The 23,622-nt window shown below is 66.9% G+C and carries 20 protein-coding genes; 12 read left to right on the plus strand and 8 right to left on the minus strand.

All coding sequences use genetic code 11. From position 1 onward, the window contains the following. The first annotated feature begins 5 nt into the window (after positions 1-5). On the plus strand, positions 6-821 hold the full coding sequence (locus JHD82_RS18375; protein WP_199137976.1) for a metallophosphoesterase: 816 nt from the start codon (positions 6-8) through the stop codon (positions 819-821). A 185-nt stretch (positions 822-1,006) separates the two neighbouring features. Beyond that, positions 1,007-1,375, plus strand: a complete 369-nt coding sequence (locus JHD82_RS18380) for a response regulator (RefSeq protein ID WP_199137978.1) — start codon at positions 1,007-1,009, stop codon at positions 1,373-1,375. A 44-nt stretch (positions 1,376-1,419) separates the two neighbouring features. Here JHD82_RS18380 and JHD82_RS18385 read toward each other — a convergent pair whose 3' ends face one another. The 4 genes from JHD82_RS18385 to JHD82_RS18400 are packed head-to-tail and all read right to left on the minus strand — an operon-like array spanning position 1,420 to position 7,637. Then, on the minus strand, positions 1,420-2,550 hold the full coding sequence (locus JHD82_RS18385) for a hybrid sensor histidine kinase/response regulator (RefSeq protein ID WP_233174789.1): 1,131 nt from the start codon (positions 2,548-2,550) through the stop codon (positions 1,420-1,422). A gap of 48 nt (positions 2,551-2,598) precedes the next feature. Continuing rightward, the gene (locus JHD82_RS18390) at positions 2,599-3,213 is read right to left on the minus strand and encodes a chemotaxis protein CheB (protein WP_199137982.1); all 615 of its coding nucleotides are present in this window, start codon (positions 3,211-3,213) and stop codon (positions 2,599-2,601) included. Then, a complete protein-coding gene (locus JHD82_RS18395; RefSeq protein ID WP_099733588.1) occupies positions 3,213-4,052 on the minus strand; it encodes a protein-glutamate O-methyltransferase CheR in 840 nt (279 codons plus the stop codon). The genes JHD82_RS18390 and JHD82_RS18395 overlap by 1 nt, the downstream gene beginning before the upstream one ends. A 39-nt stretch (positions 4,053-4,091) precedes the next feature. After that, positions 4,092-7,637, minus strand: a complete 3,546-nt coding sequence (locus JHD82_RS18400; RefSeq protein WP_199137984.1) for a response regulator — start codon at positions 7,635-7,637, stop codon at positions 4,092-4,094. Between the two features lie 217 nt (positions 7,638-7,854). Here JHD82_RS18400 and JHD82_RS18405 point away from each other — a divergent pair, with 217 nt between their 5' ends. After that, positions 7,855-8,244 (plus strand): hypothetical protein, encoded by a 390-nt coding sequence (locus JHD82_RS18405; RefSeq protein WP_012205657.1) that lies wholly within the window; start codon positions 7,855-7,857, stop codon positions 8,242-8,244. A gap of 106 nt (positions 8,245-8,350) precedes the next feature. Beyond that, positions 8,351-8,758 carry a hypothetical protein gene (locus JHD82_RS18410; protein WP_199137986.1) on the plus strand — a complete coding sequence of 136 codons (408 nt, stop codon included), beginning with the start codon at positions 8,351-8,353 and terminating at the stop codon, positions 8,756-8,758. A 46-nt stretch (positions 8,759-8,804) separates the two neighbouring features. Here the strand turns inward: JHD82_RS18410 and JHD82_RS18415 are convergent, their stop codons facing one another. From JHD82_RS18415 to JHD82_RS18430, 4 genes are all read right to left on the minus strand, one after another. Next, entirely contained in the window at positions 8,805-10,592 is a 1,788-nt protein-coding gene (locus JHD82_RS18415) for a methyl-accepting chemotaxis protein (protein WP_199137988.1), read from the minus strand. Between the two features lie 41 nt (positions 10,593-10,633). Beyond that, positions 10,634-11,464, minus strand: a complete 831-nt coding sequence (fliD, locus tag JHD82_RS18420) for a flagellar filament capping protein FliD (RefSeq protein ID WP_199137990.1) — start codon at positions 11,462-11,464, stop codon at positions 10,634-10,636. Positions 11,465-11,687: 223 nt separating this feature from the next. After that, on the minus strand, positions 11,688-12,425 hold the full coding sequence (locus JHD82_RS18425; protein ID WP_013802371.1) for a GntR family transcriptional regulator: 738 nt from the start codon (positions 12,423-12,425) through the stop codon (positions 11,688-11,690). A gap of 814 nt (positions 12,426-13,239) precedes the next feature. Then, the gene (locus JHD82_RS18430; protein WP_013802370.1) at positions 13,240-13,722 is read right to left on the minus strand and encodes a type VI secretion system tube protein Hcp; all 483 of its coding nucleotides are present in this window, start codon (positions 13,720-13,722) and stop codon (positions 13,240-13,242) included. 614 nt (positions 13,723-14,336) lie between these two features. Between JHD82_RS18430 and JHD82_RS18435 the strand changes: the two genes are divergently transcribed. The 8 genes from JHD82_RS18435 to icmH form a co-directional block, all read left to right on the plus strand. Beyond that, positions 14,337-16,427, plus strand: coding sequence for a serine/threonine protein kinase (locus tag JHD82_RS18435; RefSeq protein WP_199137992.1), 2,091 nt, complete (start codon positions 14,337-14,339; stop codon positions 16,425-16,427). A 9-nt stretch (positions 16,428-16,436) separates the two neighbouring features. After that, positions 16,437-17,225, plus strand: coding sequence for a PEGA domain-containing protein (locus JHD82_RS18440; protein ID WP_199137994.1), 789 nt, complete (start codon positions 16,437-16,439; stop codon positions 17,223-17,225). A gap of 2 nt (positions 17,226-17,227) precedes the next feature. Continuing rightward, the gene (locus JHD82_RS18445; protein WP_012205665.1) at positions 17,228-17,722 is read left to right on the plus strand and encodes a TssQ family T6SS-associated lipoprotein; all 495 of its coding nucleotides are present in this window, start codon (positions 17,228-17,230) and stop codon (positions 17,720-17,722) included. A gap of 42 nt (positions 17,723-17,764) precedes the next feature. Next, on the plus strand, positions 17,765-19,834 hold the full coding sequence (gene tagH / locus JHD82_RS18450) for a type VI secretion system-associated FHA domain protein TagH (protein ID WP_199137996.1): 2,070 nt from the start codon (positions 17,765-17,767) through the stop codon (positions 19,832-19,834). After that, the gene (locus tag JHD82_RS18455) at positions 19,831-20,619 is read left to right on the plus strand and encodes a PP2C family serine/threonine-protein phosphatase (protein WP_199137998.1); all 789 of its coding nucleotides are present in this window, start codon (positions 19,831-19,833) and stop codon (positions 20,617-20,619) included. Before tagH ends, JHD82_RS18455 begins: the two co-directional genes overlap by 4 nt. Before the next feature lie 19 nt (positions 20,620-20,638). Then, the gene (tssJ, locus tag JHD82_RS18460) at positions 20,639-21,229 is read left to right on the plus strand and encodes a type VI secretion system lipoprotein TssJ (protein ID WP_065346972.1); all 591 of its coding nucleotides are present in this window, start codon (positions 20,639-20,641) and stop codon (positions 21,227-21,229) included. Between the two features lie 17 nt (positions 21,230-21,246). Continuing rightward, the gene (gene tssK / locus JHD82_RS18465) at positions 21,247-22,581 is read left to right on the plus strand and encodes a type VI secretion system baseplate subunit TssK (RefSeq protein WP_012205669.1); all 1,335 of its coding nucleotides are present in this window, start codon (positions 21,247-21,249) and stop codon (positions 22,579-22,581) included. Positions 22,582-22,602: 21 nt separating this feature from the next. Further along, a partial coding sequence (icmH, locus tag JHD82_RS18470) for a type IVB secretion system protein IcmH/DotU (RefSeq protein WP_199138007.1) occupies positions 22,603-23,622 on the plus strand: 1,020 nt, incomplete at its 3' end.

Genomic DNA, 23,622 nt, shown 5'->3' on the forward strand with positions numbered 1-23,622 from the left:
CGCCCATGGCTTTGCTCATGCACATGTCGGACCTGCATTTCGGCGCCCACGATCCGGCCGTGTGCGCCGCCGCGGCAAGACTGGCCGCACGTCTGCCCGTGGCGCTGCTGGTGGTCTCCGGCGACCTGACCCAGCGTGCCACGGCCGCGCAGTTTGCCCAGGCGCGCGAGTTTTTCGATGCGCTTCCCGTACCGCGCCGCCTGGTCGTGCCGGGCAACCACGATCTGCCGTTGCTTGCCTGGTGGGAGCGGCTGGGCGGCCATGCCCACGATCGCTACGCCCGCTGGATCAGTGCCGAACTGCAGCCCTGGTGCGCAGAGCAGGGCTTTTGCGTGATTGGCGTGGACACCACGCGCTGGTGGCGCCACCAGCGCGGCAGCCTGTCGGCCAGCCAGATCCGGCAGGTGGCCCAAAGGCTGGCGCAGGCCAGCCCCGGCGACTGGCGCATTGTGGTCAGCCACCACCCGCTGGCAGCCGCCCATGCGCAGGACCGCAGCCACCGCCCGCACCGCGCGGCAACGGCCCTGGCGGCCTGGCGCGACGCGGGAGCGCAGTTGGTGCTGTCAGGCCACGGACATGACCCCGGCCTGGTCCAGCCGCTGCCGGGGCTGTGGGCGGCGCAGGCGGGCACTGCGGTATCGCTGCGGCTGCGCGCGCATGCGCCCAACAGCCTGTTCACGCTGGAGCAGCAGGAGGACTCGGCTGGACAGGGCCGGGCCTTGCGCCGCGAGCTCACGCGCTGGGACTATTCACGGCAGGCGGATGAATTCCTGCCCGTGCAAAAGCATGTTCTGGACCCGCCGCAGGCCTCCACCCGCTGAACGCGCGCAAACCGTGTTCTGGTGCTCTTCGTTGTATTGCACAATCCACCGCCTCGGCCTCCATGCAGGCGGCGGCAGAAAAGTTTGCATGCTGTCCTACGCGATGGCCGCCCGAGGGTGTGGATGATCAGCCCTCGTCAATGCTGCCTTTTTGATAGCAGCATGATGCACCGCAACAAAGAGATATGCGAATCCTGTACGTTGAAGACAATGCCGACCTGCGCGAAACCATTGGCCTGCTGATGGAGAGCGATTCACGCTTCGTGACCAGTTGCGCCACCGCCGAGCAGGCCCTGGAACTGGATGCGGCCCAGCCTTTCGACGTGGTGGTTTCCGATGTCAGCCTGCCCGGCCTGTCAGGCACCGACCTGGCGCGGCAGCTGCTGGAGGCCGATGCGCAGCGCTGGATCATCCTGTGCTCCGGCTACGACCTGGGCCCCTACCCCACGGCCTGGGGCCCCCATGTGCGGACCCTGCTCAAGCCCTTCGAGATCGAGGACCTGGAAACGCTGCTGGACTCCATCCAGGAAGCGCTCGGCAACCCCGCCCACTGAAGCGTTCGCGCTTTCGCGCCCCCCGGCGCCCCCGGCTCCCGCCGTCACAGCACGGCCTTGGAGCCTCCCACCGCCGCCTCGCGCGGCAATTCCACCCTGAAGCTGGTCACTCCGTCGGCGGAGCGCACATCAATGCGCCCGCCGTGCGAACGCACGATCTGGTGCGCAATGAACAGCCCCAGGCCCAGTCCCTGGTGCTGGCCGGGCCGGCGTTCACCACCGCGAAACGGGTTGAACAGCGTGGGCAGCAGTTCCGCGGGAATGGTGCCGCCGTTGCGCACCGTGATGGACACGCGATCGTCCTGGCGGCCATCGGCCGTCACCTGCACCGGCTGCGCGGGATCTCCGTGGTGCATGGCATTGCCCAGCAGGTTGGTCAGTACCTGGCACAGGCGTTCGCCATCCCAGATGCCTTCCAGATTGCCCAGCATCTCGCTTTCCAGGCGCCGCTCCGGGAAGCCCGTCTCCACCTCCTGCAGCGTGCGCTGCAGCAGCGTCTGCAGGCTGGTCGGCTGGGGCGACAGCGGCAGGCCTTCTGCCTGGCGGATGCGGGTCACGTCCAGCAGATCCTCGATCATGCGCGACATACGCTGGCTGCTGCTGAGCATGCGCTCGGCCATGTTGGCCACCTTGCCGGGATCGGGCTGGCGCGTGAGCACGGTGGCCGCCGCCTTGATGGACTGCAGCGGCGTGCGCAGGTCGTGGCTGAGCACGGCCATGAACATCTCGTTGATGCGCAGCGCCTCGGTGCGCTCCTGCAGCTGCTGGGCCAGCGCCTGCTTGCGCTGGTGCAGCTCGAAGAACACATTGGCCTTGGTGGTCAGCATGTGCGGGTCGATGGGCTTGTACAGAAAGTCCACGGCGCCGCTTTCATAGCCGCGGAACTGCCAGTTGTGCTCGCGCGAGCCGGCCGTCATGAAGATGAGCGGGATGTGGCGCGTGCGCTCGCTGCCGCGTATCAGCTCGGCCAGCTCGAAGCCGTTCATCTCGGGCATCTGCACGTCCAGCAGGGCCAGCGCCACATCGCCATGGTCGAGCAAAAGCTCCAGCGCCTCGGGGCCGGAATGCGCCTTGAGGAACTCGATGCCGTCGCGCTGCAGAAGCGCTTCGATGGCGATCAGATTCTCGGCAATGTCATCGACGATCAGGCATTTGACGCGATCTGTTTGGGACATGGATTCTCTCTCGGTATTTTGTCTGGTGGGAGCGCGCTGAATGGACATTCAAAGCCTCCCCTGGCCGTGCAGCGATGCGATGAGCGCGGCAATGCCCTGCGGCGCCAGCACCTGGGCCTGTGGCACGCGGGCCAGGGCCGCCCGCGGCATGGTCTGCATTGCGGCACTGTCTGGCGACTGCACCACGGCCAGGCCGCCGGCCGCGTGCACGCTGGCCATGCCCTGAGCGCCATCCTCGTTGGCGCCCGACAGCAGCACGGCCAGCAGGCGCTCGCCATAGCAGTCGGCAGCCGACTCGAACAGCACATCGATCGAGGGCCGCGAAAAATGCCAGGGCGCATCCAGCGATAGCGCCAGCCTGGGCCCGCTGTCCACCAGCAGGTGGTAGTCGGCCGGCGCAAAGTACAGGCAGCCCGGCTCCAGCCATTGCTGGTCCTGCACCTCGCGCACCGGCAGGGAGCAGCGCGGCCCGAAAAGCTGGCCCAGCAGGCTGCGCCGGTCGCGCGGCAGGTGCAGTACCACCAGCACCGAAGCGCGCAGGCTGGCGGGCAGCGTGGGCAGCACCACGGACAGCGCATCAAGCGCGCCGGCCGAGCCGCCGATCACGATGGCCTCGTAGGCTGTGGCGGCGTCCGAGGCGGGTGTGTTCGTGGTCGCGGGCATCACAGCCCGGCCCTCTTGCGGTAGATGCGGTCTTCGAGCACGAAGTCCTCGAAGGCCTCCGAATGCCCTGAAAACCGCAGCGACTCCTTGGAGCCCAGGCCCAGGAACCCGCGATGGCACAGCGCATCGCGGAACAGGCCCAGCGCCCGGTCCTGCAGCTCGCGCTCGAAATAGATGAGCACGTTGCGGCAGGACACCAGGTGCATCTCGGCGAACACGCTGTCGGTGGCCAGGCTGTGGTCGGAGAACACCATGTGCTCGCGCAGCCCCTTGTCGAAGACCACACGGCCATAGCGCGCCGTGTAGTAGTGCGACAGCGAGCTGTGCCCGCCCGAGCGCGCATGGTTGTCGGTGAAGGCCGCCACGCGCGCCATGTCGAACACGCCCTGCTCTGCCGCGCGCAGCGCATGGGGATTGATGTCGGTGGCGTAGATCAGGGTGCGGTCCAGCAGGCCCTCTTCATGCAGCAGGATGGCCAGCGAATACACCTCTTCGCCCGCGCTGCAGCCAGCCACCCAGACCTTGAGCGAGGGATAGGTGCGCAGCAGCGGCACGACCTCGGTGCGCAGCGAGCGGAAGTAGGTCGGGTCGCGGAACATGTCGCTGACCTGGACCGTGAGGTACTCGAGCAGGGCCGGGAACACGCTTGTATCGTGCAGCACACGGTCCTGCAGCTGCGACAGCGTCTTGCAGTCGAACTGCACCAGGGCCGACTGCAGGCGCCGCTTGAGCGAGGCCTGGGCGTAGCCCCGGAAGTCGTAGTGGTAGCGGTGGTAGATGGCGTCGATCAGCAGGCGCTGCTCGATGTCGGCGGTGCGGGCTTTTTTCAGCTGAGGCATCGCGTCCTCCTATTCAGCTGCGGCATCGCGTCCTCCTTGCTACTTGGGCATCCACACCCGCACCAGCGACAGCAGCTTCTCCACGTCCAGCGGCTTGGCGATGTAGTCGTTGGCACCGGCGGCCAGGCATTTCTCCTGATCGTCCTTCATGGCCTTGGCGGTCAGGGCGATGATGGGCAGGCGGCGCCATTGCGGGCGGTTGCGGATCTCGCGCATGGCGGTGTAGCCATCCATCTCGGGCATCATGATATCCATCAGGACCAGGTCGATGCCGGCCTGCGCCGTGCCCCGCGATTCCAGGGTTTCCAGCGCCTCGCGCCCGTTGCGCGCGATCTCCACGCGGATGCCCGTGGGCTCCAGGATGCTGGACAGCGCGAACACATTGCGCACATCGTCCTCCACCACCAGCACCGTGCGCCCTTCCAGCGCCGACTCGCGGCTGCGTGCCACCTGCAGCATCTGGCGGTGCTCGGCCGACAGCTCGGACTCCACCTGGTGCAGGAACAGCGTGACCTCGTCGAGCAGGCGCTCGGGCGAGCGCGCGTCCTTGATGATGATGGACTTGGAAAAGCGCCGCAGCTGCTGCTCTTCATCGCGCGAGAGCGCGCGGCCCGTGTAGACGATGACAGGCGGGAAGGAAACATCGTCCTGGTCCGTCATGCGCTGCAGCAGCTCGTAGCCGCTGATGTCGGGCAGGTTCAGGTCCATCACCATGCAGTCGAAGGTGGCGCCGCGCAGATGCTCCAGCGCCGCCGCCGCCGTGCCCGCGCAGACGATGTCCACGTCGCTGCGGCTGAGCAGGTGGCGCACGCTCTCGCGCTGGCGCTCGTCGTCCTCCACCACCAGCACGCGGCGCAGGTCCTGGGTGAACTTGGCCTCCAGCCGCTTCAGGGCATGGACCAGTTCCTCGCGCTTGACGGGCTTGAGCGCGTAGCCCACGGCGCCGCGTCCCATGGCCTCCTGCGAATAGTCGGCCACCGAGACCACGTGCACGGGAATGTGGCGCGTGACGGGGTTGCGCTTGAGCTGGTCCAGCACGCCCAGGCCCGAGAAATCGGGCAGGTTGATGTCCAGCACGATGGCGTTGGGCTGGTTGCTTGCCGCCATGGCCAGGCCGTCGGACGCGGTGTTGGCCACATCGCATTCGAAATCCATCTCGCGCGCGAGCTCGGAAAGAATGTCGGCAAAGCGCAGATCGTCCTCGATGACGAGGATGCGGCGCCCGCTCTGCCCGCTCTTTCGCAAGGCATTCGCCGCGGACGAGGTAGGCGACAGCATCGGCGCAGACATGGCTGGCGACATGGCCGGCGCGAACGCGGGCGCAGCCGGCGCGACATGGGCCGAGGCGACGGCGGGCACGGACGCGGGCGATGACACCGGCACCTGCGTCTGTGTCTGCGTCTGCGCATTCGCCAGCGATTCCCGCGCCGGGCGGGGCAGCGGCGCGGCAGCCAAGGCCTGGCCAGACTCCACCAGCTCCAGGATCACAGGCACGGTCAGCGTGAACACGCTGCCCTGCCCTGGCGTGCTGGAGACGGTCAGCGTGCCGCCCAGCAGCCCGGCAAGATCACGTGAGATCGACAGGCCCAGGCCCGTTCCGCCGAACTTGCGATGCGTGCTGCCGTCCGCCTGGCGGAAGGCATCGAAGATGAATTGCTGCTGCTGCTCGGCAATGCCGATGCCGGTATCGCGCACGGCAAACGCCAGCATGCCCCCGGGTACGCGGGACACCTGCAGGTCGACCGAGCCCTTGGCCGTGAACTTGAGCGCGTTGGACAGCAGGTTCTTGAGCACCTGGGCCAGCCGCATGGGGTCGGTCTGCATGGAGGCCGGCACGCCGGGGTCCACCGTCCATGTCAGCTCCAGGCCTTTTTCGCGGGCGATGGGGCGCAGCGGCTCCATCAGCGCCTGCAAGGCGGTGGCGATGGTCATGGGCTCCACCAGGACGCTGACCTGGCCGGCCTCGATCTTGGACAGGTCCAGGATGTCGTTGATCAGCGCCAGCAGGTCGCTGCCCGCCGCATGAATGGTCTGTGCGTACTTGACCTGATCGGCCTGCAGGTTGCCGGGCTTGTTGTCGGCCAGCAGCTTGGCGAGGATCAGCGTGGAATTCAGCGGCGTGCGCAGCTCGTGGCTCATGTTGGCCAGGAACTCGCTCTTGTACTGGCTGGCCAGCTCCAGCTCGTGCGCCTTGTCGGTCAGCGCACCCTGGGCGCGCAGCAGTTGCTCGCGCTGGTACTCCAGCTGCTGGGTCTGCTCCTCCAGATGGGCATTGGTCTGCTCCAGCTCGCTTTGCTGGTGCTCCATCTGCGTCTGCGACTCCTGCAGGATGCGGCTTTGCTGCTCCAGCTCCTCGTTGCTCACGCGCAGCTCTTCCTGCTGGGCCTGCAGCTCTTCCGACTGGCGGCGCGTTTCTTCCAGCAAGGTCTCAAGGCGCGAACGGTCCAGGCCCGAGCGGATGGCCACGGCCAGCATTTCGGACGCCCGCTCCAGCAGGCTGCGCTCTGCCTCGCTCACCCCGCGCAGAAAGCCCAGTTCGATGACGGCGAACACTTCGCCGTTCTCCATGGCGGGCGCCACCATCAGCTGCAACGGGCTGGACTGGCCTGTGCCCGAGGAAATCGGCAGGTGCTGCGCGGGCACGTCCCTGACATGCAGCAGCTTGCGCGAGGCGACCGCCTGGCCCGCCAGGCCCTCGCCGGGCAGCAGCTTGTGCTGCAGGCGCTCGCGCGGCAAGGCATAGCCGCCGAACAGGCGCAGACCGCCGTCGGCGCAGTCCACCACATAGCCGGCGCCCACCTCGGCGCGCAGGTAGGTGGCCAGGTATTCCAGTGCCTTCTGGCCCAGGTCTTCCAGCCGGCGGTCGCCCTGCAACTGCTGGCCCAGGCCGGACAGACCGGACGTCACCCAAGACTGGCGCGCCTTGACGCGGTACTCGCGCACCGTCAGCGCAGCCGATGCCAGGATCAGGCCCAGCAAGATGATGGAGCCGCCCCAGGAGTAGTACGTCGAGGTGGTGGAGGCCTCCACCCACAGCTGGCGGCGCTGCTCCAGCTCACGGGTCTGGCGGGTGTAGAGATCATCGATCAACTCGCGCAGCCGGTCCATGGCGTTCTTGCCCACGTCCAGGCGCACCAGGGCCATGGCGGCGTCCAGGTCGCCGGCCTTGCGCAAGTCTATGGTTTCCTGCAGCTCGCGCAGCTTCTGGGTCGAGATGTCCTCGATCTGGTCCAGCAGCCGGTGCTGGACGGAGTCGCTGGACGTGCGCGCCTTGAGCGCCTCCAGCTGCTTTTGCAGCACATCGCGCGCCTGCTGGTAGGGCTGCAGATAGGCCTGGTCACCCGTCAGCAGAAAGCCCCGCTGTCCGGTTTCGGCATCCTTGAGCGAGGCATTGAGCTGGCTGAGCTGGCGCATGGCCAGCGTCGTGCGGTCCATGGCATTCACGGCCTGGCCCCGCGCCTCGGACGACCGGAAATTGACGAAGGCGATGACCAGGGTGGCCAGGGCCGCTGCACCAAAGCCTGCAACAAGCGTCCATGGAACGGCAAAGCGCTGGGTGGTCTGGTGGCTGGAAGATCGTGGCATGCAGTGGAATTTCTGGCGGAAATGGACGAAGGAATCCGCCAGGGACTGTAACGGTTTTGCGCGGCCCTCGGCAGCACTCGACCACACTCGGCCGCAGTCCGCGCTGGTTTCAGCGGTGCGCGACGCACGGCGCTACCACGGCAGCCGTTAACATGGCCCGATACTTTCCTTCCGACATCCCGCTGCGGTCGTCGGCCCACACTCCAGGAACCATTGCATGAAAACCTTTGCCCTCACCGTCGCATCGCTGGCCGCCGCCGCCTCGCTGGTGTCCACCAGCGCCAATGCCGCAGCGTCGATCTTCCTCAACGACACCATCGCCGCACGCATTCCCGCCAGGGACCTGCCCGACGCAAAGGCCGCCGTGGCCAAGGTGCTCAACGAGGCCGCCGACGGCTCCGTGACCGAATGGACCAGCGGCCCGAACCGTACCAACCAGCGCGTGACGATGGCCTTGCAGCCGCAGCAGACCGTGCAGACCGGCTCGGCCGGAAGCTGCCGCCTGCTGTCGGCCGACGTGCGCCTGAAAAAGACCTCGGAAAACTGGCGCTTCTGGTTCTGCAAGCAGTCCGATGGATCGTGGAAGGCCAGCGGCAGCCAGCCCTGAGCAAGGATCGCGGTGGCCTGCCACCGGGAATCCGGCATGGACCTACGCCACCAGTCCTGGACACATGGGAGCATGTCGGCCGGAAGATCGACATCGGAGAACAACCATGCCCCATGAATTTGTGCAGGCCACGACACTCGCCAGACGGCTGGCCCTGGGCGTCGCCGCAACCTCTTTGCTGACGCTGGCCGCCTGCTCGGGCGAGACCTCGTCAACGCGCGCGGGATTTCCCATGGCCGAAGTGCCGCGCTTCAACCAGCCCCCGCCGGACAAGCCCCTGCTGGGCCAGCCCGTGATCATGGCCGAGCAGGTCATGCCCCATGCCAAGGAGGATCCGCACGAGCCCTTGCCGCCAGCCGCGCCCCTGCCCGCCAAGGCGTCGGAGCCCGCAAGCGGCGCAGGAGCCACGAACAAGGAAGATGCCGGCGGCGTGAACCCTGCTGCCGGCCAGGCCGCCGCCATCTCCGATGGCCAGGGCGAGGGCTCCAAGTACCAACTGGGCGCCCCCAAGTAGCTGAACTCGGCCAAACCCGGCAGAACTCAACCGGAGCCGGGCGGACTCAGAACGAAGTCCAGTCCCCGTCGTCATTGCCCTTGGCCGCCACGGTCTGCCTGGCGGCAGGCAGCTTTGCGGCGGGCGCTGGGGCAGCAGATGCGCTGCGTGCGGCAGCAGCGGGTGCAGTGCCAGCAGCAGGGGCGGACGCGGCCAGCGGTCTGGCCGCAGGACGCATGGGCGCTGCCGCAGAAGGCGCGCGCGCGGCAGGCACTGAAGACGAAGCCGCTCCTGTCCCTGCACGGGCCGGCGCCACGCCGTCGATGCGGAACACGCTCACGGCGGCCGCCAGCTGATTCACCTGGGATTTGAGCGAGCCGGTCGCAGCTGCTGCCTCCTCGACCAGCGCGGCATTCTGCTGGGTCACCGTGTCCATCTGCGAAATCGCCTGGTGCACCTGGTTGATGCCGCTGCTTTGCTCCTGGCTGGCGGCCGTGATCTCGGCCACCAGGTCGCTGACCTGCTGCACGCTTTGCACGATGCCGTCCATGGTGCGGCCGGCCTCGGCCACCTGGCGCGTACCCGCGTCCACCTTGGACACGGAATCTGCAATGAGGTCCTTGATGTCCTTGGCCGCCGAGGCGCTGCGCTGGGCCAGCGCACGCACCTCGCCCGCCACCACGGCAAAGCCACGGCCCTGCTCACCGGCACGTGCCGCTTCCACGGCAGCGTTCAGCGCCAGGATGTTGGTCTGGAAGGCAATGGAGTCGATGACGCCGATGATGTCGGCAATCTTGCGGCTGGACTCGCTGATGCCGCCCATGGTGTCCACCACGCCCGCCACCACCTTGCCGCCCTGCACCGCAGTCTGCGATGCCGAAGCGGCCAGCTGATTGGCCTGGCGTGCGTTCTCGGCGTTCTGCTTGACCGTGCTGGTCAGCTCCTCCATGGCGGCAGCCGTCTGCTCCAGCGAGCTGGCCTGCTGCTCGGTGCGCGAGGACAGGTCCTGGTTGCCCGCATCGATCTCGCCCGAAGCCGTGGCGATGCTGTCCGCACCCGAGCGCACCTGCCCCACGACCTGGGCCAGGTTGTCGTTCATCTGGCGCAGCGCCTGCAGCAACTGGCCGGTTTCGTCGCGCGAATCAACGGTGATGCGGCTGGTCAGGTCGTTGTTGGCCACGGTGCGCGCCACGCGCAGGGCTTCGGCCAGCGGCCCGGTGATGCCGCGCGTGATCCACCATGCGGCCAGCGCGCCCAGCACCACCGCCAGGGACACCACGGCGATGATGGTGGCTCGGCTGGCAGAAAAGCGCACCTGCACTTCCGCGGCGGAGCTGTCTATGGCGGCGCGCTGCATGTCCAGCAGGCGCTGCACGATCTCTATATAGCGCTGCGTGGCGGGCTGGTACTCCTGGGTGAACAGGCGCTCGGCATCTTCTGCACGGCCTTCGGCCTTGGCCTTGGTCACCACGTCGCGGCCCGCCAGGTAGCCGGCGCGCGCCTTCTTGATCTCGACCCAGATGTCCTTTTCTTCCTGCGTCTGCAGCAGCGGCTCGATGCGGTCCTGCAGCTTGCCCGACTGGCGCGAGGACTCGGCCGCGTCTTCGGCAAAGAAGGTGGCCAGCGAGGGATCGCTGCTCTTGGCAATGGCCGTGGTCCGGCGCGAGCCCGAGTGGATGTTGCGGAACCAGTCGCTGATCATCCGCTCCTTGGCCAGGGCCACCTCGGTGATTTCCGTGGTCGAGCGGGCCATGTGCCCCATGCTGACGATGCTGGTGACACTGATCAACAGCATGATCAGCAAAAGAATGGTGAAGCCGCCTCCGAGACGGAGGCCGATGCGCAGGTTTTTCATGTTTTCCGGGAGCAGGATGCAGGGCGGGGATGGTGCCGAAATCAGTTCTTGAGGTAGGCGTCCAGCACCATGCGGTTCCAGTTGGCCGAACCGACCAGGGAGTCGCCCAGCTTCTCGGCCGTGGCAACCACCGCACTTTGCTGCTGCTGCAGCGTCTTGACCCGGTCACCCAGACTGGCCATCGACGAGCTGAGGCGGCTGCCCGTGGACAGCGCAGAGTTGGCGCTGTTCTCCACCGCCTTGCCAATGCCGGCCAGGGCCGAGGTCACGCCGGCGGCATCGGCGGCCATGGACTTTTCCAGGGCCTTGGCATCCACCGCCAGCGTGCCGTCCTGGCGCTGGACGATGCCGAGCTTGCCCAGGCTGGGCGCGGTCGCGCTGCCCGTGACACTCATGATGGCCGAGCGCAACTCGCGCAGGGCGCGGGTGGCACCTACATCGGTGGAAGAGCCGGCCGCCGCGCTCACGCTGCCCTTGGCAACGCTGGAGTTATAGCGCGCCACCAGCTTTTCCAGCGCGCCTTGCACCGACTGGGTGGTGCTGGTGGCCGAGAGCGCGGCCACATCCTTGCCCGCCGAGGCCAGGTCCACCAGGGATGACTTGAACTGCCCCAACGCCGACAGCGAAGTCGATCCCGCCTGGGCCTGGGCCGCAATGCGCTCGTGCGCCTTGGTCAGCGACGGCGCCAGCTTGCGCACCTTCTCCGCTTCGGTGGTCTCGGTCTTGGTGCTTTCCGTCTTGGTGGCGCTGGTCTCCGCAGCGCTCTTCTTGCCGGCCGAATCCGAAGCCGCCTGCGTCGTGCTGATGTTGAGCTTGGATTGGGCGCGGGCCAGCAGGCTTTGCACGTTCAGGTTGTCGGTTCTGATGCTCATGTTCTCTTCCCTGTGAGTTGGCAGATGGCGCGGGCGCGAGGCCCGTCCACGGTTTGGCAGGAAGACTACCGGGACGCCGACGCAGCGATGCGGGGAAAAGCAAGCCCCTTGCCCGCGACTTGCAGGCTTTGCTGCGCGGGAACGAATGTCCGCCGCCTTCCCGCGGCGGCCCGGCCATGAAAAAGGGCCTCAGAAGAGGCCCTCCAGCAACACATTGCGGCCCTCAGGCCATCTGCGTCAGGGCGCCATAGCGCTCGCGCGCCGTTTGCAGCATGTAGAACGTGATGCGCTTGACCTCGGCCCGGCTGTCGGCGATGTGCTCCCTCAGGCAGGACTGGGCCCGCGCCGCATCGCCAGCCTCGATGGCCGCGAGGATGGCGGCATGGTCGTCATAGGTTGCCGAGACCCGCGGCAGCTTGATGACATCCAGGCGCCGGATGATGCGGATGCGCTCGGTGATGTCCAGGTGGATGCGCGCCATCTCCTGGTTGCCGGTCGCGGCCACCAGGCCGGTATGGAAGGCCTCGTCCAGCGAGGCCACCACGGCGGGGTCGGTCTCGCGCTGCTCCTCGGGCACGCACCAGACCTCGCGCAACGGCTGCAATGACTTCAGCGATTCGCCCACCAGGCTGGCCACGGCGCTGGTCTCCATCAGGGTTCGCACCTCATAGAGATCCTCGAAGTACTTGAAGTCAAAGGCCTTGATCTGCCACCCGCTCTTGAAATGCACATCGACATAGCCATCGCGCTGCAACCAGAACAGCGCCTGGCGCACAGGCGTGCGGCTGACCTGCATGCGCGTGGCGATTTCGCCCTCGCTGAAGCGGTCGCCGGGCAGCAGGCGGAAGTCGAAGATGTCGTTCTTCAGGCAAGCGTAGATCTGCGCGGCCAGCGAGTGCGCGCTGCTTGCAGGCCCCTGGCGCGTCTCGCACACGGGCGGGGAGGCAACCGCGATGCTCATGCGACTGCCATGCCGGTTGGAGAACACCGCCCCTGCCGTTGGCGACAGCCAAGGCCAGCCAGGACCCGGCGCAGGGCGGTGGAAAAGAGCGAAGCCATGCCTGCGGCACCGTGCAGATTTGCGGCCGGTGACAGGGTATACGCCGATTGCTGCTGCAATCTCTCTGACGGGTTTGCACGCCGGCAATGGGCAATGGTCCATTCACGCATTTAGTACTCTCTCTTGTACACAAGTTGGCAGTGGAATTTATTAAAGAAACGAATTGCGTTTTAATAATTGGACCGGCAAAAATATTCTCGACAACGTCCGATGTTCGTGTATGCTCCGCCACTCGCCGCAGTATGGGCCAAACGCACCACAACGGTTCGCAGGCCCCGGCACCAGGCATTCAATGTGCCTGATCAATAGACACAGGAACCCACGCGCGGTAATCCTGCGCATATCCACGGCATTTCATTTTTATCAGAAATTTTCTGCACATTGATAGTGCAGCGAGCAAGTCGACTCCCCATGCCCGCAGCCATGGGTTTTTGTGTTTGTCAAAGATTGACAAGCCTAACGACATTCAGCTTTTGACAGGAATGGAAAGCTGGACCACGTCAAAAAAATGACACAAAAACCAGCCAGACACGCGGTTACCCACGCGGCCTCAAGGCACGTCTCCCCAATATTCCTTCAACAGCCCGATTTCGGCTTTCCATACTGAAAAGCCTCCATCGATAGATGGAGGCCATATTCCCGCACGTCCACGGCAACACCCGCGCCAGACGCGTCCGGCGCGGGTTGCCGCAGCAACGCAGCTGCGGGAGGAAGCTCAGGCTTCGCGGTTTTCCTTGATGTTGAAGCCCATCTGGCTCTCGGCGCCCTTGCCGCCCTGGTTGGTCTGCTCCCAGTACTGGGTCTTGACCTTGGCAGCCTGGAACGAGTAGTTCACGGTCACGGTGTCAGAGGAGTTGGCGCCGCTGACGGTCACGTTCGTCACCATGACGTCGGTCAGGGTGATCTTGGTGAACTCGATCTGCGAGCCGCCGGCCTTGCACAGCGAGATGTCGACCTGGCCCAGGTGCTTGCCCGTGGCGCAGTGCTTGAGCACGGCGGGGTAGCACTTGTCCACCTTGGCGATGACGTTCAGGTCATGGAAGCTCACCTTGCCGGCGCCGGCACCACCGCCGCTGGACATGGTGTTGGGCTGGGTAGCACCCCAGGTGAAGGAGTCGATGTCGGTCCAGCCCTTGTGGTTGGAATCCTGGGACTCGCCACTGGCGCCCTCGACCTTCATGAACATATCAACGGACATTGCACACCTCTCGAACTAATGGATTAAACGTTCGCATGCAACCCAATAGCCTGATTGCATCGGATAGTTCACACGCGAACAAAGGGGAAACCACTCTCGGGTAGAGCGCACGAAACCGATTCACTTAACACGTGATTCAGATCAGTGCGGCGCATACCCTGGATGGTCAAGGAATGTATTGACAATCGCCTGCTATCCTCACTGTCGTGAACCGCCCTCCTTTGTTGGAGCCGCGATGATAGTGGATAAGGCCGGCAAAATACAAACAATTGAGCAGACTGAATTGTTACGGCGGATACATCTGAAAAAAAATGTATCCACCTCATATCCATTCGATTCGTGTCATGGCTTTTTGCGGAACTCAAGCTACACTCACGCCGCATTCGGAGTCCGATTGAAATACGATCTTGTATTCATGACGAATCCATGACGCTCGTCTTTGGCCCCTGGCTTCAGACAATAGGCTGATTGAGGAAAACCAACGGGTACAGAGACAGATTGCCGGTGTGATGCCGGCTTTCTCCTTGACCAATGGCCTCGAACAGGTTCGGCACCCTGGCTGCGCGACAGACATCGCCCGCCAGGGTGTGAAACAACATCTTGGGTGGGATTGCATGGATAGCGAAGCAGCATGTTCGACCAACTGCCTTCCGGCAGGTGTCCAGATTGGCGAATACCGCGTGCTCGATGTCATCGGCGAAGGCGGTTTCGGCATCGTCTACAAGGCCCGTGACCTCTCGCTGGACCGCGAGGTCGCGATCAAGGAGTACATGCCTTCGGCCCTGGCCGGGCGGCAAAGCTCCCATCAGGTGCATGTGCGCTCGCAGCACCGTGGCGCGTTCGACGCCGGGCTGCGCAGCTTCATCAACGAGGCCCGCCTGCTGGCGCGCTTCTCGCACCCCACCCTGGTGCATGTCTACCGATTCTTCGAAGCCGGCGGCACGGCCTACATGGTGATGCGCCACTACGAGGGCCAGACGCTGGGCCGCGTGCTGCAGGCATCGTCGGGCCGCATCGACCAGGCCCAGCTCAGCACCCTGCTGGCCCCGCTGCTCGATGTGCTCGAGGTCCTGCATGCACAGGACTGCTTCCACCGCGATATCGCGCCGGACAACATCTTCGTGCAGCGCGATGGCAGCCCCGTGCTGCTGGATTTCGGTGCCGCGCGCCGCATCATCGGCGACATGACCCAGGCGCTGACCATGGTGCTCAAGCCCGGTTTTGCGCCCATCGAGCAGTACGTGGACGACGGCGCCATGCCCCAGGGCGCGTGGACGGACATCTACCAGGTCGGCGCCCTCATTCACCAGGCCGCCACGGGCCGCACTCCTGCCACCTCGGTGGCGCGCATGGTCACGGACCCCATGCAGCCGCTGACTTCCGAGCAGGTTCCCGGCTACTCCGACGCCTTCCTGCAGGGCATGCAAAAAGCCCTGGCCGTGCGCCCGCAGGACCGGCCCCAGTCGATTGCCGAACTGCGCAGCCTGCTGGGCCTGTCTGCCGAAAACCGGGCGGCGCCTGCGCCTGTGGAGCCCAGCCCCAGCCCCATCTATATCCCGATCACGACGCCTGCGGCCGTTCAGGCCGCCATGGCCAGCGAGTCGGCATCGGCGCAGGCACCCCGGTTCCTGCCGATCACGGAAACCTACGTTCCCACACCCACCCCGCAGGTTGCGCCCGTGGCGACGGTCATGCCGTTTGCACCTGTGGCACCTGTGGCACCTGTGCTGCCCGTGCCGCCTGTTGCAACGGTTCCACCCGTGGCCCCGGCGTCACCGGCCCCCACGCCTGCTGCCATGGCCACGCCTCAGATGGCATCCCCATCTGCGCCCCAGGCCTCTGCCGCCGATCCGATGGGCCTGGGCAACGGGCCGTTCATCGACATCGACCAGGCACTGCCAGGCATGCCGGCGCCTCAGGCTACGGTTCAGGCTCCGGCTTCAGCACCGGCACCCGTTCCCGAGCAGCCCGCCGCAGCGCCGGCCGTCCAGGCCAAGCCTGCGGCTGCCCGGCCTCCAGCTGCGGGGGCCCAGGCTGCGCCCAAGGCCAGGCGCAGCAGCATGGCCGTACCGTTGGCCATCGGCGCCCTGGTGCTGGCTGCCATCGCGGGCGGCGGCGTGCTGTGGTACGACCATTCCCAGGACCAGGCACGCGCCAAGACCCTGGCAGCACGCGACAGCCTGGCCTGGCAGCAGGCGCAAAGCCAGTCCAGCCTGGCCCGCCTGCAGGACTACCTGGACAGCTTCCCCGAAGGACAGCACCGCACCGAGGCCCAGGCGCTGCTCAAGCAATTGCTCAACGAGGCCTCGCTGGCCTCCACGGAGCAGGTGCAGCCGATGACCTCGCCCGAGCAGCAGGCCGCGTTGCCCGAGATTGCCCCTTCGCAGCCCGAGCAGAGCACGCCCGTCGTCCCCGTCACGGTGGCCACCGGGTCCGAGCCGTTGCCCACCGAGCCGCCCAAGACCGACGCCCGCCCCGTCAAGCCCGCAGCGGCCACGGGCAAGGTGGTGTTCCGGGTCGTGCCCTGGGGCTATGTCTCCGTGAACCGCGCCCCGGCACGGACCAGCCCGCCGCTGACCCAGATGGAGCTTCCAGAGGGCGAGTACCGCATCGACATCAGCAACCCGGGTGCGGCCTCCACGGTGACCAAGACCATCACGGTCACCAAGGGCGAGTCGGTGACCGTGAACCATCTTTTCGAATGAGCGCGGCCCATGGCTCGACTGATGAACCACCGCTGGCGATGGATGCTGTGCACTGCAGTGCTCGGCCTGCCCTGCCTGGCGCATTCCCAGGCGGCATGCGAAGAGGCAGCGCCGGCCCAAACCGGCTCGGCAGGACGCCCGCAGCTGGCGCAGGGCATTGCGCTGTTCGAGGCGCGCGACCTGGCCCAGGCCGAGCGTGCGCTGCAGGCGGCGCTGTTTGGCGGGCTGGCCGATCCCATGGAGCGGGCCTCCGCCCACAAGTACCTGGCCTACACCTATTGCACGCACAAGGAATGGGCGCGCTGCGAGGCGGCCTTCGACTCCGCGTTCTCCGCACACCCGGGCTTTGCACTGCAAGCCTACGAAACTACGGGTACGCCGTGGCGGGACGCCTACAGCCGCGCCCAGGACCGCTGGATCCAGCGCTGCCCTTCCGCGCAGCGGCTGCGCACGGCGTCTGCGGCACCCACGGCCGGCGGCTTTGCACTGAACAGCCGCGTGATCACCTCGATCACCGCCTTGACACCCGGCCTTGCTCCAGCGCGCTCCGCCGCGCTGGCAGCACGGTCTGAGACGCCACGGACAGATCACAACCTGCGCCTGAGGGTCAGCCCCTGGGCGAATGTGCTGATCAACGGCAAGCCGTCCGGCGTCACCCCTCCCGTCGTGCTGCTCAAGCTGGCGCCAGGCTCCCACACGGTGGAGCTGCGCAATCCCGGCTTCGAGAGCTATCGGCAGGTGATCCGCATCACCGACGGCCAGTCGGTGACCCTTTCCCATGACTTTGATGCCCGCTGACCATGTCCATGACCCTGAATATTCCTCACTCCATCCAGCGCCTGACCCTTGCCCTGGCCGTTGCCTTCGGCCTGGCCGCGTGTGAAACCGCGCCCAAGCCCGTGGAGCCCGAGCCGGCCCCGACCGTGGTCCAGCCTCCGGAGCCCGTCAAGCCCGTGGACCCCGTGGTGATCAAGGAGCAGGAGCTGGTCGAAGCCATCCAGCTCTATGTGGACGGCCGCTATGAGGACGCCATCACGGCGCTGACGCCCCTGTCCACCGCGCAGGAACTGCCCATGAGCAGCCAGGTCAAGGCGCTGAAGTACATCGCCTTCAGCCACTGCGTGGAAGGCCGCCGCAAGCCCTGCCGCCAGCACTTCGACATGGCCTTGGCCCTGGACCCCACCTTCCAGCTGACCGAGGCCGAAAAGGGCCATCCCATCTGGGGCCGGGAGTTCAACAACGCCCGTGCCGCGCTGCGCAACAAGCGCCCTGCGCCCGCGCGCAAAGCCTCCTGAGGCATCCCGACGCTTCCTGAAAACTGCCTAGCCTAAGACTCCATGGACAAAATCGAACTCAGGGTCGTGGACCACGATGGCGTTCCGGTCGATCGCCACTGGCATGCCGTATTCGGCATGGCCGGCGGCACGATCGGACGCAGTGGCCAGAACAAGCTCATCATCTCGGACCCGGACGCTTCCGTCGCGCGCGTGCACGCCATGGTCAGGCTGGATTCCGAGGGAGCCTTTGTTGCGAACCTGAGCGAGCGTGATCCCATCTGGGTGGCAGAGCAGCCCGTGCGTTCGGGCCAGGAAGTGGGCCTGCCCCTGGGCGCGCGCATCCGTATCGGCGCCTACACCCTGGCCGCCGTGGCGCCGGGCACGCCTTTCGAGGCACCGCCTTCGGCTGCAATGCAAAACGCGCAAAACGCGCATGCCGCGCAAGCAACGCAGGCAGCGGCCCCACCCGCCACAGCCGCCCCGCAGCCCCAGATCGTCCCGCCTCCCGTCGCTGCCCAGCCCCCGCTGCCGGAAGCAACGCCGCTGGCAGAGGCAGCGCCGCTGGCAGACATATTGCCTGCCGCCGCCCCCGGCATCGCCGATCCCTGGGAAGGCCTGACGGCACTGAGCCTGGATGCCATCCAGACCCCTGCCGTGCCTTCGATCGAGAGCGCCGTCCCGCCCGAGCAGGCTGCACTGGCCATGCCGCAGCCCGCCAAGCCGCAGCATCGCCCCCTGCTGATCCCCAATGATTTCGACCCCTTTGCTCCGCCGCCCCAGCAGGCTCGGCAGCAGGAGGAAGGCTGGGCCGGCCTGCCATCGCAAGGCACGGGCGAGCTGATACAGCAGCGCCATGACGGCATGGTCCACACCCTGCCGCTCAAGGGCCTGAGCACCGAGGCCTTGCATGATGCCTCCCATACCGGCCTGCCTTCGTGCTTCGAGCAATCCCAAAAGCTCGACCCGCTTGCGCTGTTCGACCAGGGTGGACTGCCCCCCGATGCGCAGCCGCTGCAGCAGGCCTCGGGCCGGGGCTCCGAACTGGGCCAGGCCTTCAATCTGCCGCGCATGCAGTCGCATGCACAGCCCGCAGAGCCGGTGCCACCGCAGGAGGCGGCAGCACCGGCCCAGCCCGCACTCCCGCCCGTGATCGATACCGTGATTCCTGCAGTGCAGGAGCAGCTTCCTGTACAGGTAGAGGCGCCGGCGCAGGCACAGGACATTCCGGTTGCCGCGCCTGCCCCGGCGCCCGTGCCCCAGATCCCCGCCGAGCCGGCCGCGCTGGACGGTCTGCTGCCCACCAATGGACTGGATCTGGACCTCTTCAAGTCCGGTCTTGCCCATGTTGCGCCCGTCGCCAGGGCTGCCGTTGCCGCTGCCTCGGCCCCCCTTGACACAGGCATCAACGTCAATATCCCCGCGGCCTCCAGCATCCTCGGCCAGGGCGACGCCGCCATCCCCATCGGCGCCCTGCCCTCCACAGCCGCGCCTGTCGATATTCCCGTGCAGCCCCAGCCGGCCGCCAACGCCGATCTGCAGGCACTGGCCGCCGCCTTCATGGAGGGCGCAGGCCTGAACCCGGCCAAGACCCATTTCGAGGTCACACCGGAATTCATGCGCACTTTCGGCGAAGCCCTGCGCATTGCCGTGCAGGGAACCATCGACCTGCTGGCCGCGCGCTCCGAGATCAAGCGCGAGTTCCGCGCCGGCGTGACCATCATTGCCACGGGCGCCAACAACCCGCTCAAGTTCCTGCCCAATTCCGAGGGCGTGCTCATGCAGATGGTCCACCAGACCTTCCCGGGCTTCATGAAGCCGCTGCCTGCCATGCAGGACGCCTTCCAGGACCTGCATGTGCACCAGCTGGCCCTGATGGCCGGCATCCGCGCCGCCTATGCCGAGGCCCTGACCCGGTTCGATCCGACCGAGCTGGAGCGCCGAACAGAAACCAACCCCGGCCTGCTGGACAAGCTGCTGACCAATGGCCGCAAGGCCGCCCTGTGGGACGACTACAAGCACAACTTCGACGTGCTGCGCCGCCATGCCGAGGACGACCTGATGGCCTTCTCTGGCCGCACCTTCGTCGAGGCCTACGAAAACGCCGAGCAGTCCGTGAAAGGCCAGCCGTGATCGCCTACCTCGACGGAGCCGGCCACCGCTACAGCATCCAGGTGGCCAGCGCCTCCCACAGCGGCAGGCGTTCCAGCAACGAAGACGCCATGGGCCTGATGGACCTGGGCGCCGGCGGCCTGTGCTGCACCCTGGCCGATGGCGCTGGCGGACACGGGCACGGCGAGCTCGCCGCCCAGCTCACGGTCCAGGCCGTGCTGGAAGGCTTCCGGGAGAACCCGCTGTTCGCCCCCGCCAGCCTGGCCTCCCTGATTTCGCAGGCGGAGCACCGCGTCAGCGGCCAGCAGTCCACCTCGGCCTCGCGCATGCACATGAGCGCCACCGTGGTGGTGCTGTGCATCGATCCCGAGCAGGGCCGGGCCCTGTGGGCGCACTGGGGCGACTCGCGCCTGTACTGGTTCCGTGCGGGCCGCATGCACCTGCGCACCGAAGACCACAGCCTGGTGCAGCAGCTGCTGCACGCCGGCCTGTACGAAGAGAACGACCCGCGCCGCCTGCCCAACCGCAACGTGCTGGCAGGCGCCATTGGCGCCGAGGGCCAGGTGCCGCCCAGCATCCGCGCCGACGCCGTGGCCCTGGAGGCCGGCGATGTCTTCCTGCTGTGCTCGGACGGCCTGTGGGAAGGCATGCACGAGTCGGAAATGGAGCAGTTGCTGACCGCCAGCCAGCGCCCCGACGAATGGATACAGCGCATGGTCGGCCGCGTCGTATCCAGCGGCAATCCGCACCAGGACAACCTCAGCGCGCTGACGGTGTGGATCTGCGCGCGTGAAACCAATGACTGACATCGAGACAGGAGAAGCCATGTGGAGATCACAGGAACCGCAGGGGCGCCGGCAGGCGCTGCAAACGCTGGGCGCCTTGGGCCTGGGCACGGCCGTGGTGACCGGCCTGGCCGGCTGCGGCTCCCTCAACCCCCTGAGCCGCGCGCCCGAAGTGGCGCCCACAGCCGTGCCCACCGCCATATTCGAAGTGGTGGCGGACATGGACATCAACCCGGACCGTGAAGGTATTCCCAAGCCCGTGCTGCTGCGCATCTACGAGCTGCGCGCCTCCGCCGCCTTCGACCGCGCCGGCTTCTTCGACCTGCAGGACAAGGACGACGGCCAGCTGGGCAGCGACTTCGTGCGGCGCGAGGAATTCCTGGTCGCGCCCGGCCAGCGCCAGGTCATAGAGCGCAAGGGCAACCCCGATGTGCGCGCCTTCGGCCTGTTCGCCGCCTACCGCGATCTGGAGCGCAGCACCTGGCGCGCCTCCGCCGTCGCGCCCAACTCCGTGGAGCTGCGCAGGCGCTGGTGGGGCATGGGCTCCACCGAAAAGCTGCAGCCCGTGCGCTACCAGGTGCACCTGACCCGCGAAGAGGTCACCGTCCGCATTCAACCCGCATCCCAATAAACGCACATCTATCCACCATGGTCTGGCAACGCAAAGTCATCTGGGCCGAGGGCATGTTCCTTCGGCCCCAGCACTTCCAGCAGCAGGAGCGCTTCCTGTTCCGGCAACTGCAGTCACGCAGCCTGCCGGGGCAGCCCTTTTTCTGGGGCTTCTCGGAACTGGAGCTGGACACCGATCTGCTGCGCATGGGCAAGCTGGGCATCCGTTCGGCCCACGGCGTGCTGCCCGACGGCACGCCGTTCCAGCTGCCGGGCGACGACGAGGCGCCCACCCCGCTGGACATCGGCAAGGACTTCAAGGACGTGGTGGTCCACCTGGCGCTGCCGCTGCGCCGCTTCTCGGGCAGCGAAGTGACTTTTGGCGAAGGCTCCCAGAGCCCTGCGCGCTATCTCAGCGACGTGACCGAAGTGGCGGACAGCAACGACGTGGGTGCCCAGCCCGCCGAGGTGCAGCTGGGCCGGCTGCGCCTGAGCCTGCGCCCCGCCCACGAACTGACCGAAGGCTGGGTCAGCCTGCCCGTGGCCCATGTGGTGGAGCGGCAGGCCAGCGGCGGCGTGCTGCTGGAGCCCGGCTTCATCCCCACCGTGGTCAACAACGGGCCCAGCTCGGTGCTCAACACCTTCTGCAAGGAAATCCACGGCCTGCTGCGCCAGCGCGGCGAAGTGCTGGCCCAGCGCATGATCCAGCCCGAGCGCGGCGGCATCGGCGAGGTCGGCGACTTCCTGCTGCTGCAGCTCATCAACCACTGGACGGGCGCAGCCCAGCACTGGGTGCGCACCGCCAGCATCCACCCCGAGCGCCTGTTCGAGGAACTGCTGCGCCTGGCCGCCGAGCTGACCACCTTCGACCACGAGCGCCGCCGCCCCGAGGTGCTGCCCGCCTACGACCATGACGACCTGCGGCGCAGCTTCCCGCCGCTGATGCTGGAGCTGCGGCGCAGCCTGTCCTCGGTGCTGGAGCAAAACGCCATCCAGATCCCGTTGCACGACCGCCAGTACGGCGTGCGCGTGGCGCTGATCCCGTCCACCGAACTGCTCACCACCTGCGACTTCGTGCTGGCCGCCCATGCCCAGACCACGCCGGAATTCCTGCGCACCCACTTCCCCACCCAGACCAAGCTGGGCCCAGTGGAGCGCATACGCGACCTGGTGAATCTGCACCTGCCCGGCGTCACGCTGCGGCCCCTGCCCATTGCCCCGCGCGAGATTCCCTACCACGCGGGCTACAACTATTTCGAGGTGGACACCACGCACGATCTGTGGAACCAGCTGCAAAGCTCCGGCGGCCTTGCCATGCACGTCTCCGGCGAATTCCCCGACCTGCAACTGGAGTTCTGGGCCATCCGCCGCTGACGGCGCGACGCATCTTCCGACATGAACAGTTCCAACATCAGCCACCAAATGCCCTGGGGCGGCGACGCCGACACGGGCCGTGCCGAAGGTGCGGCCAGCGCCGCGCCTGCGCCTGCCGGCCAGGAGCCGCTGCGCTCCAACCTGCCCGACGTGGTCAGCGGCGGCAACCCGCTGGTGGCCGCCGCCAACCGGCTGCTGAACCTCATCCCCCAGATCCGCGCCATGGTCACCAACGAGGACCCGCGCGCGTTGCAACAACTGCTGCTCGAGCACATCCGCGAATTCGAGCAGCGCGCAGGCGCCAGCGGCGTGCCCATGGAAACCATCATCGGTGCACGCTACTGCATCTGCACGGTGCTGGACGAAACCGCCGCCCAGACGCCCTGGGGCAGTGCCGGCGTCTGGCCCAAGCACAGCCTGCTGGTCGCCCTGCACAACGAAACCTGGGGCGGCGAGAAGTTCTTCCAGCTGCTGGCCCGCCTGGTGCAGACGCCGCACCAGCACATCGACCTGATCGAGCTGCTGTACTACTGCGTGATGCTGGGCTTTGAAGGCCGCTACCGCGTGATCGACAACGGCCGCGCCCAGCTGGAGACGCTGAAGGCGCGCCTGCTGCAGCTCATCGAATCCACGCGCGGCGACCGCAGCAGCCTGCTGTCCGTGCACTGGCGTGGCGTGCAGCGCCTGGCCTCGCCGCCCTGGGCCATGGTGCCGCTGTGGGTGGCCGCGGCCATCACCTTGCTGCTGGCGTTCTTCATCTACCTGTGGTTCAGCTACCGGCTGTCCAACAGTTCGGACGACCTGTTCGCCGCCATCAACGAGATCCGCTTCCCGCGCACCTCGGCGGCCGCCACCGTCGCCACACTCAAGCCGCGGCTGCGCCAGTTCCTGGAGCCCGAGATCCGCGAAGGCCTGGTCAGCGTGCGCGACGAGGCCGACCGCAGCACCGTCATCCTGCGCGGCGACGGCCTGTTCGACCCGGCCGCCACCGTCGTCAAGCCCCGCTACGTGCAGGTCATCCACCGCGTGGCAGCGGCCCTG

It is taken from the genome of Delftia sp. ASV31, from assembly GCF_016428765.1.
Classification (GTDB): domain Bacteria; phylum Pseudomonadota; class Gammaproteobacteria; order Burkholderiales; family Burkholderiaceae_C; genus Comamonas; species Comamonas acidovorans.

Excerpts from the sequence above, each read along its gene's own strand:
- JHD82_RS18375 (WP_199137976.1), top strand. The coding sequence starts at position 6 with ATGGCTTTGCTCATGCACATGTCGGACCTGCATTTCGGCGCCCACGAT.
- JHD82_RS18380 (WP_199137978.1), top strand. The coding sequence starts at position 1,007 with ATGCGAATCCTGTACGTTGAAGACAATGCCGACCTGCGCGAAACCATT.
- JHD82_RS18385 (WP_233174789.1), bottom strand. The coding sequence starts at position 2,550 with ATGTCCCAAACAGATCGCGTCAAATGCCTGATCGTCGATGACATTGCC.
- JHD82_RS18390 (WP_199137982.1), bottom strand. The coding sequence starts at position 3,213 with ATGCCCGCGACCACGAACACACCCGCCTCGGACGCCGCCACAGCCTAC.
- JHD82_RS18395 (WP_099733588.1), bottom strand. The coding sequence starts at position 4,052 with ATGCCTCAGCTGAAAAAAGCCCGCACCGCCGACATCGAGCAGCGCCTG.
- JHD82_RS18400 (WP_199137984.1), bottom strand. The coding sequence starts at position 7,637 with ATGCCACGATCTTCCAGCCACCAGACCACCCAGCGCTTTGCCGTTCCA.
- JHD82_RS18405 (WP_012205657.1), top strand. The coding sequence starts at position 7,855 with ATGAAAACCTTTGCCCTCACCGTCGCATCGCTGGCCGCCGCCGCCTCG.
- JHD82_RS18410 (WP_199137986.1), top strand. The coding sequence starts at position 8,351 with ATGCCCCATGAATTTGTGCAGGCCACGACACTCGCCAGACGGCTGGCC.
- JHD82_RS18415 (WP_199137988.1), bottom strand. The coding sequence starts at position 10,592 with ATGAAAAACCTGCGCATCGGCCTCCGTCTCGGAGGCGGCTTCACCATT.
- fliD (WP_199137990.1), bottom strand. The coding sequence starts at position 11,464 with ATGAGCATCAGAACCGACAACCTGAACGTGCAAAGCCTGCTGGCCCGC.
- JHD82_RS18425 (WP_013802371.1), bottom strand. The coding sequence starts at position 12,425 with ATGAGCATCGCGGTTGCCTCCCCGCCCGTGTGCGAGACGCGCCAGGGG.
- JHD82_RS18430 (WP_013802370.1), bottom strand. The coding sequence starts at position 13,722 with ATGTCCGTTGATATGTTCATGAAGGTCGAGGGCGCCAGTGGCGAGTCC.
- JHD82_RS18435 (WP_199137992.1), top strand. The coding sequence starts at position 14,337 with ATGGATAGCGAAGCAGCATGTTCGACCAACTGCCTTCCGGCAGGTGTC.
- JHD82_RS18440 (WP_199137994.1), top strand. The coding sequence starts at position 16,437 with ATGGCTCGACTGATGAACCACCGCTGGCGATGGATGCTGTGCACTGCA.
- JHD82_RS18445 (WP_012205665.1), top strand. The coding sequence starts at position 17,228 with ATGTCCATGACCCTGAATATTCCTCACTCCATCCAGCGCCTGACCCTT.
- tagH (WP_199137996.1), top strand. The coding sequence starts at position 17,765 with ATGGACAAAATCGAACTCAGGGTCGTGGACCACGATGGCGTTCCGGTC.
- tssJ (WP_065346972.1), top strand. The coding sequence starts at position 20,639 with ATGTGGAGATCACAGGAACCGCAGGGGCGCCGGCAGGCGCTGCAAACG.
- tssK (WP_012205669.1), top strand. The coding sequence starts at position 21,247 with ATGGTCTGGCAACGCAAAGTCATCTGGGCCGAGGGCATGTTCCTTCGG.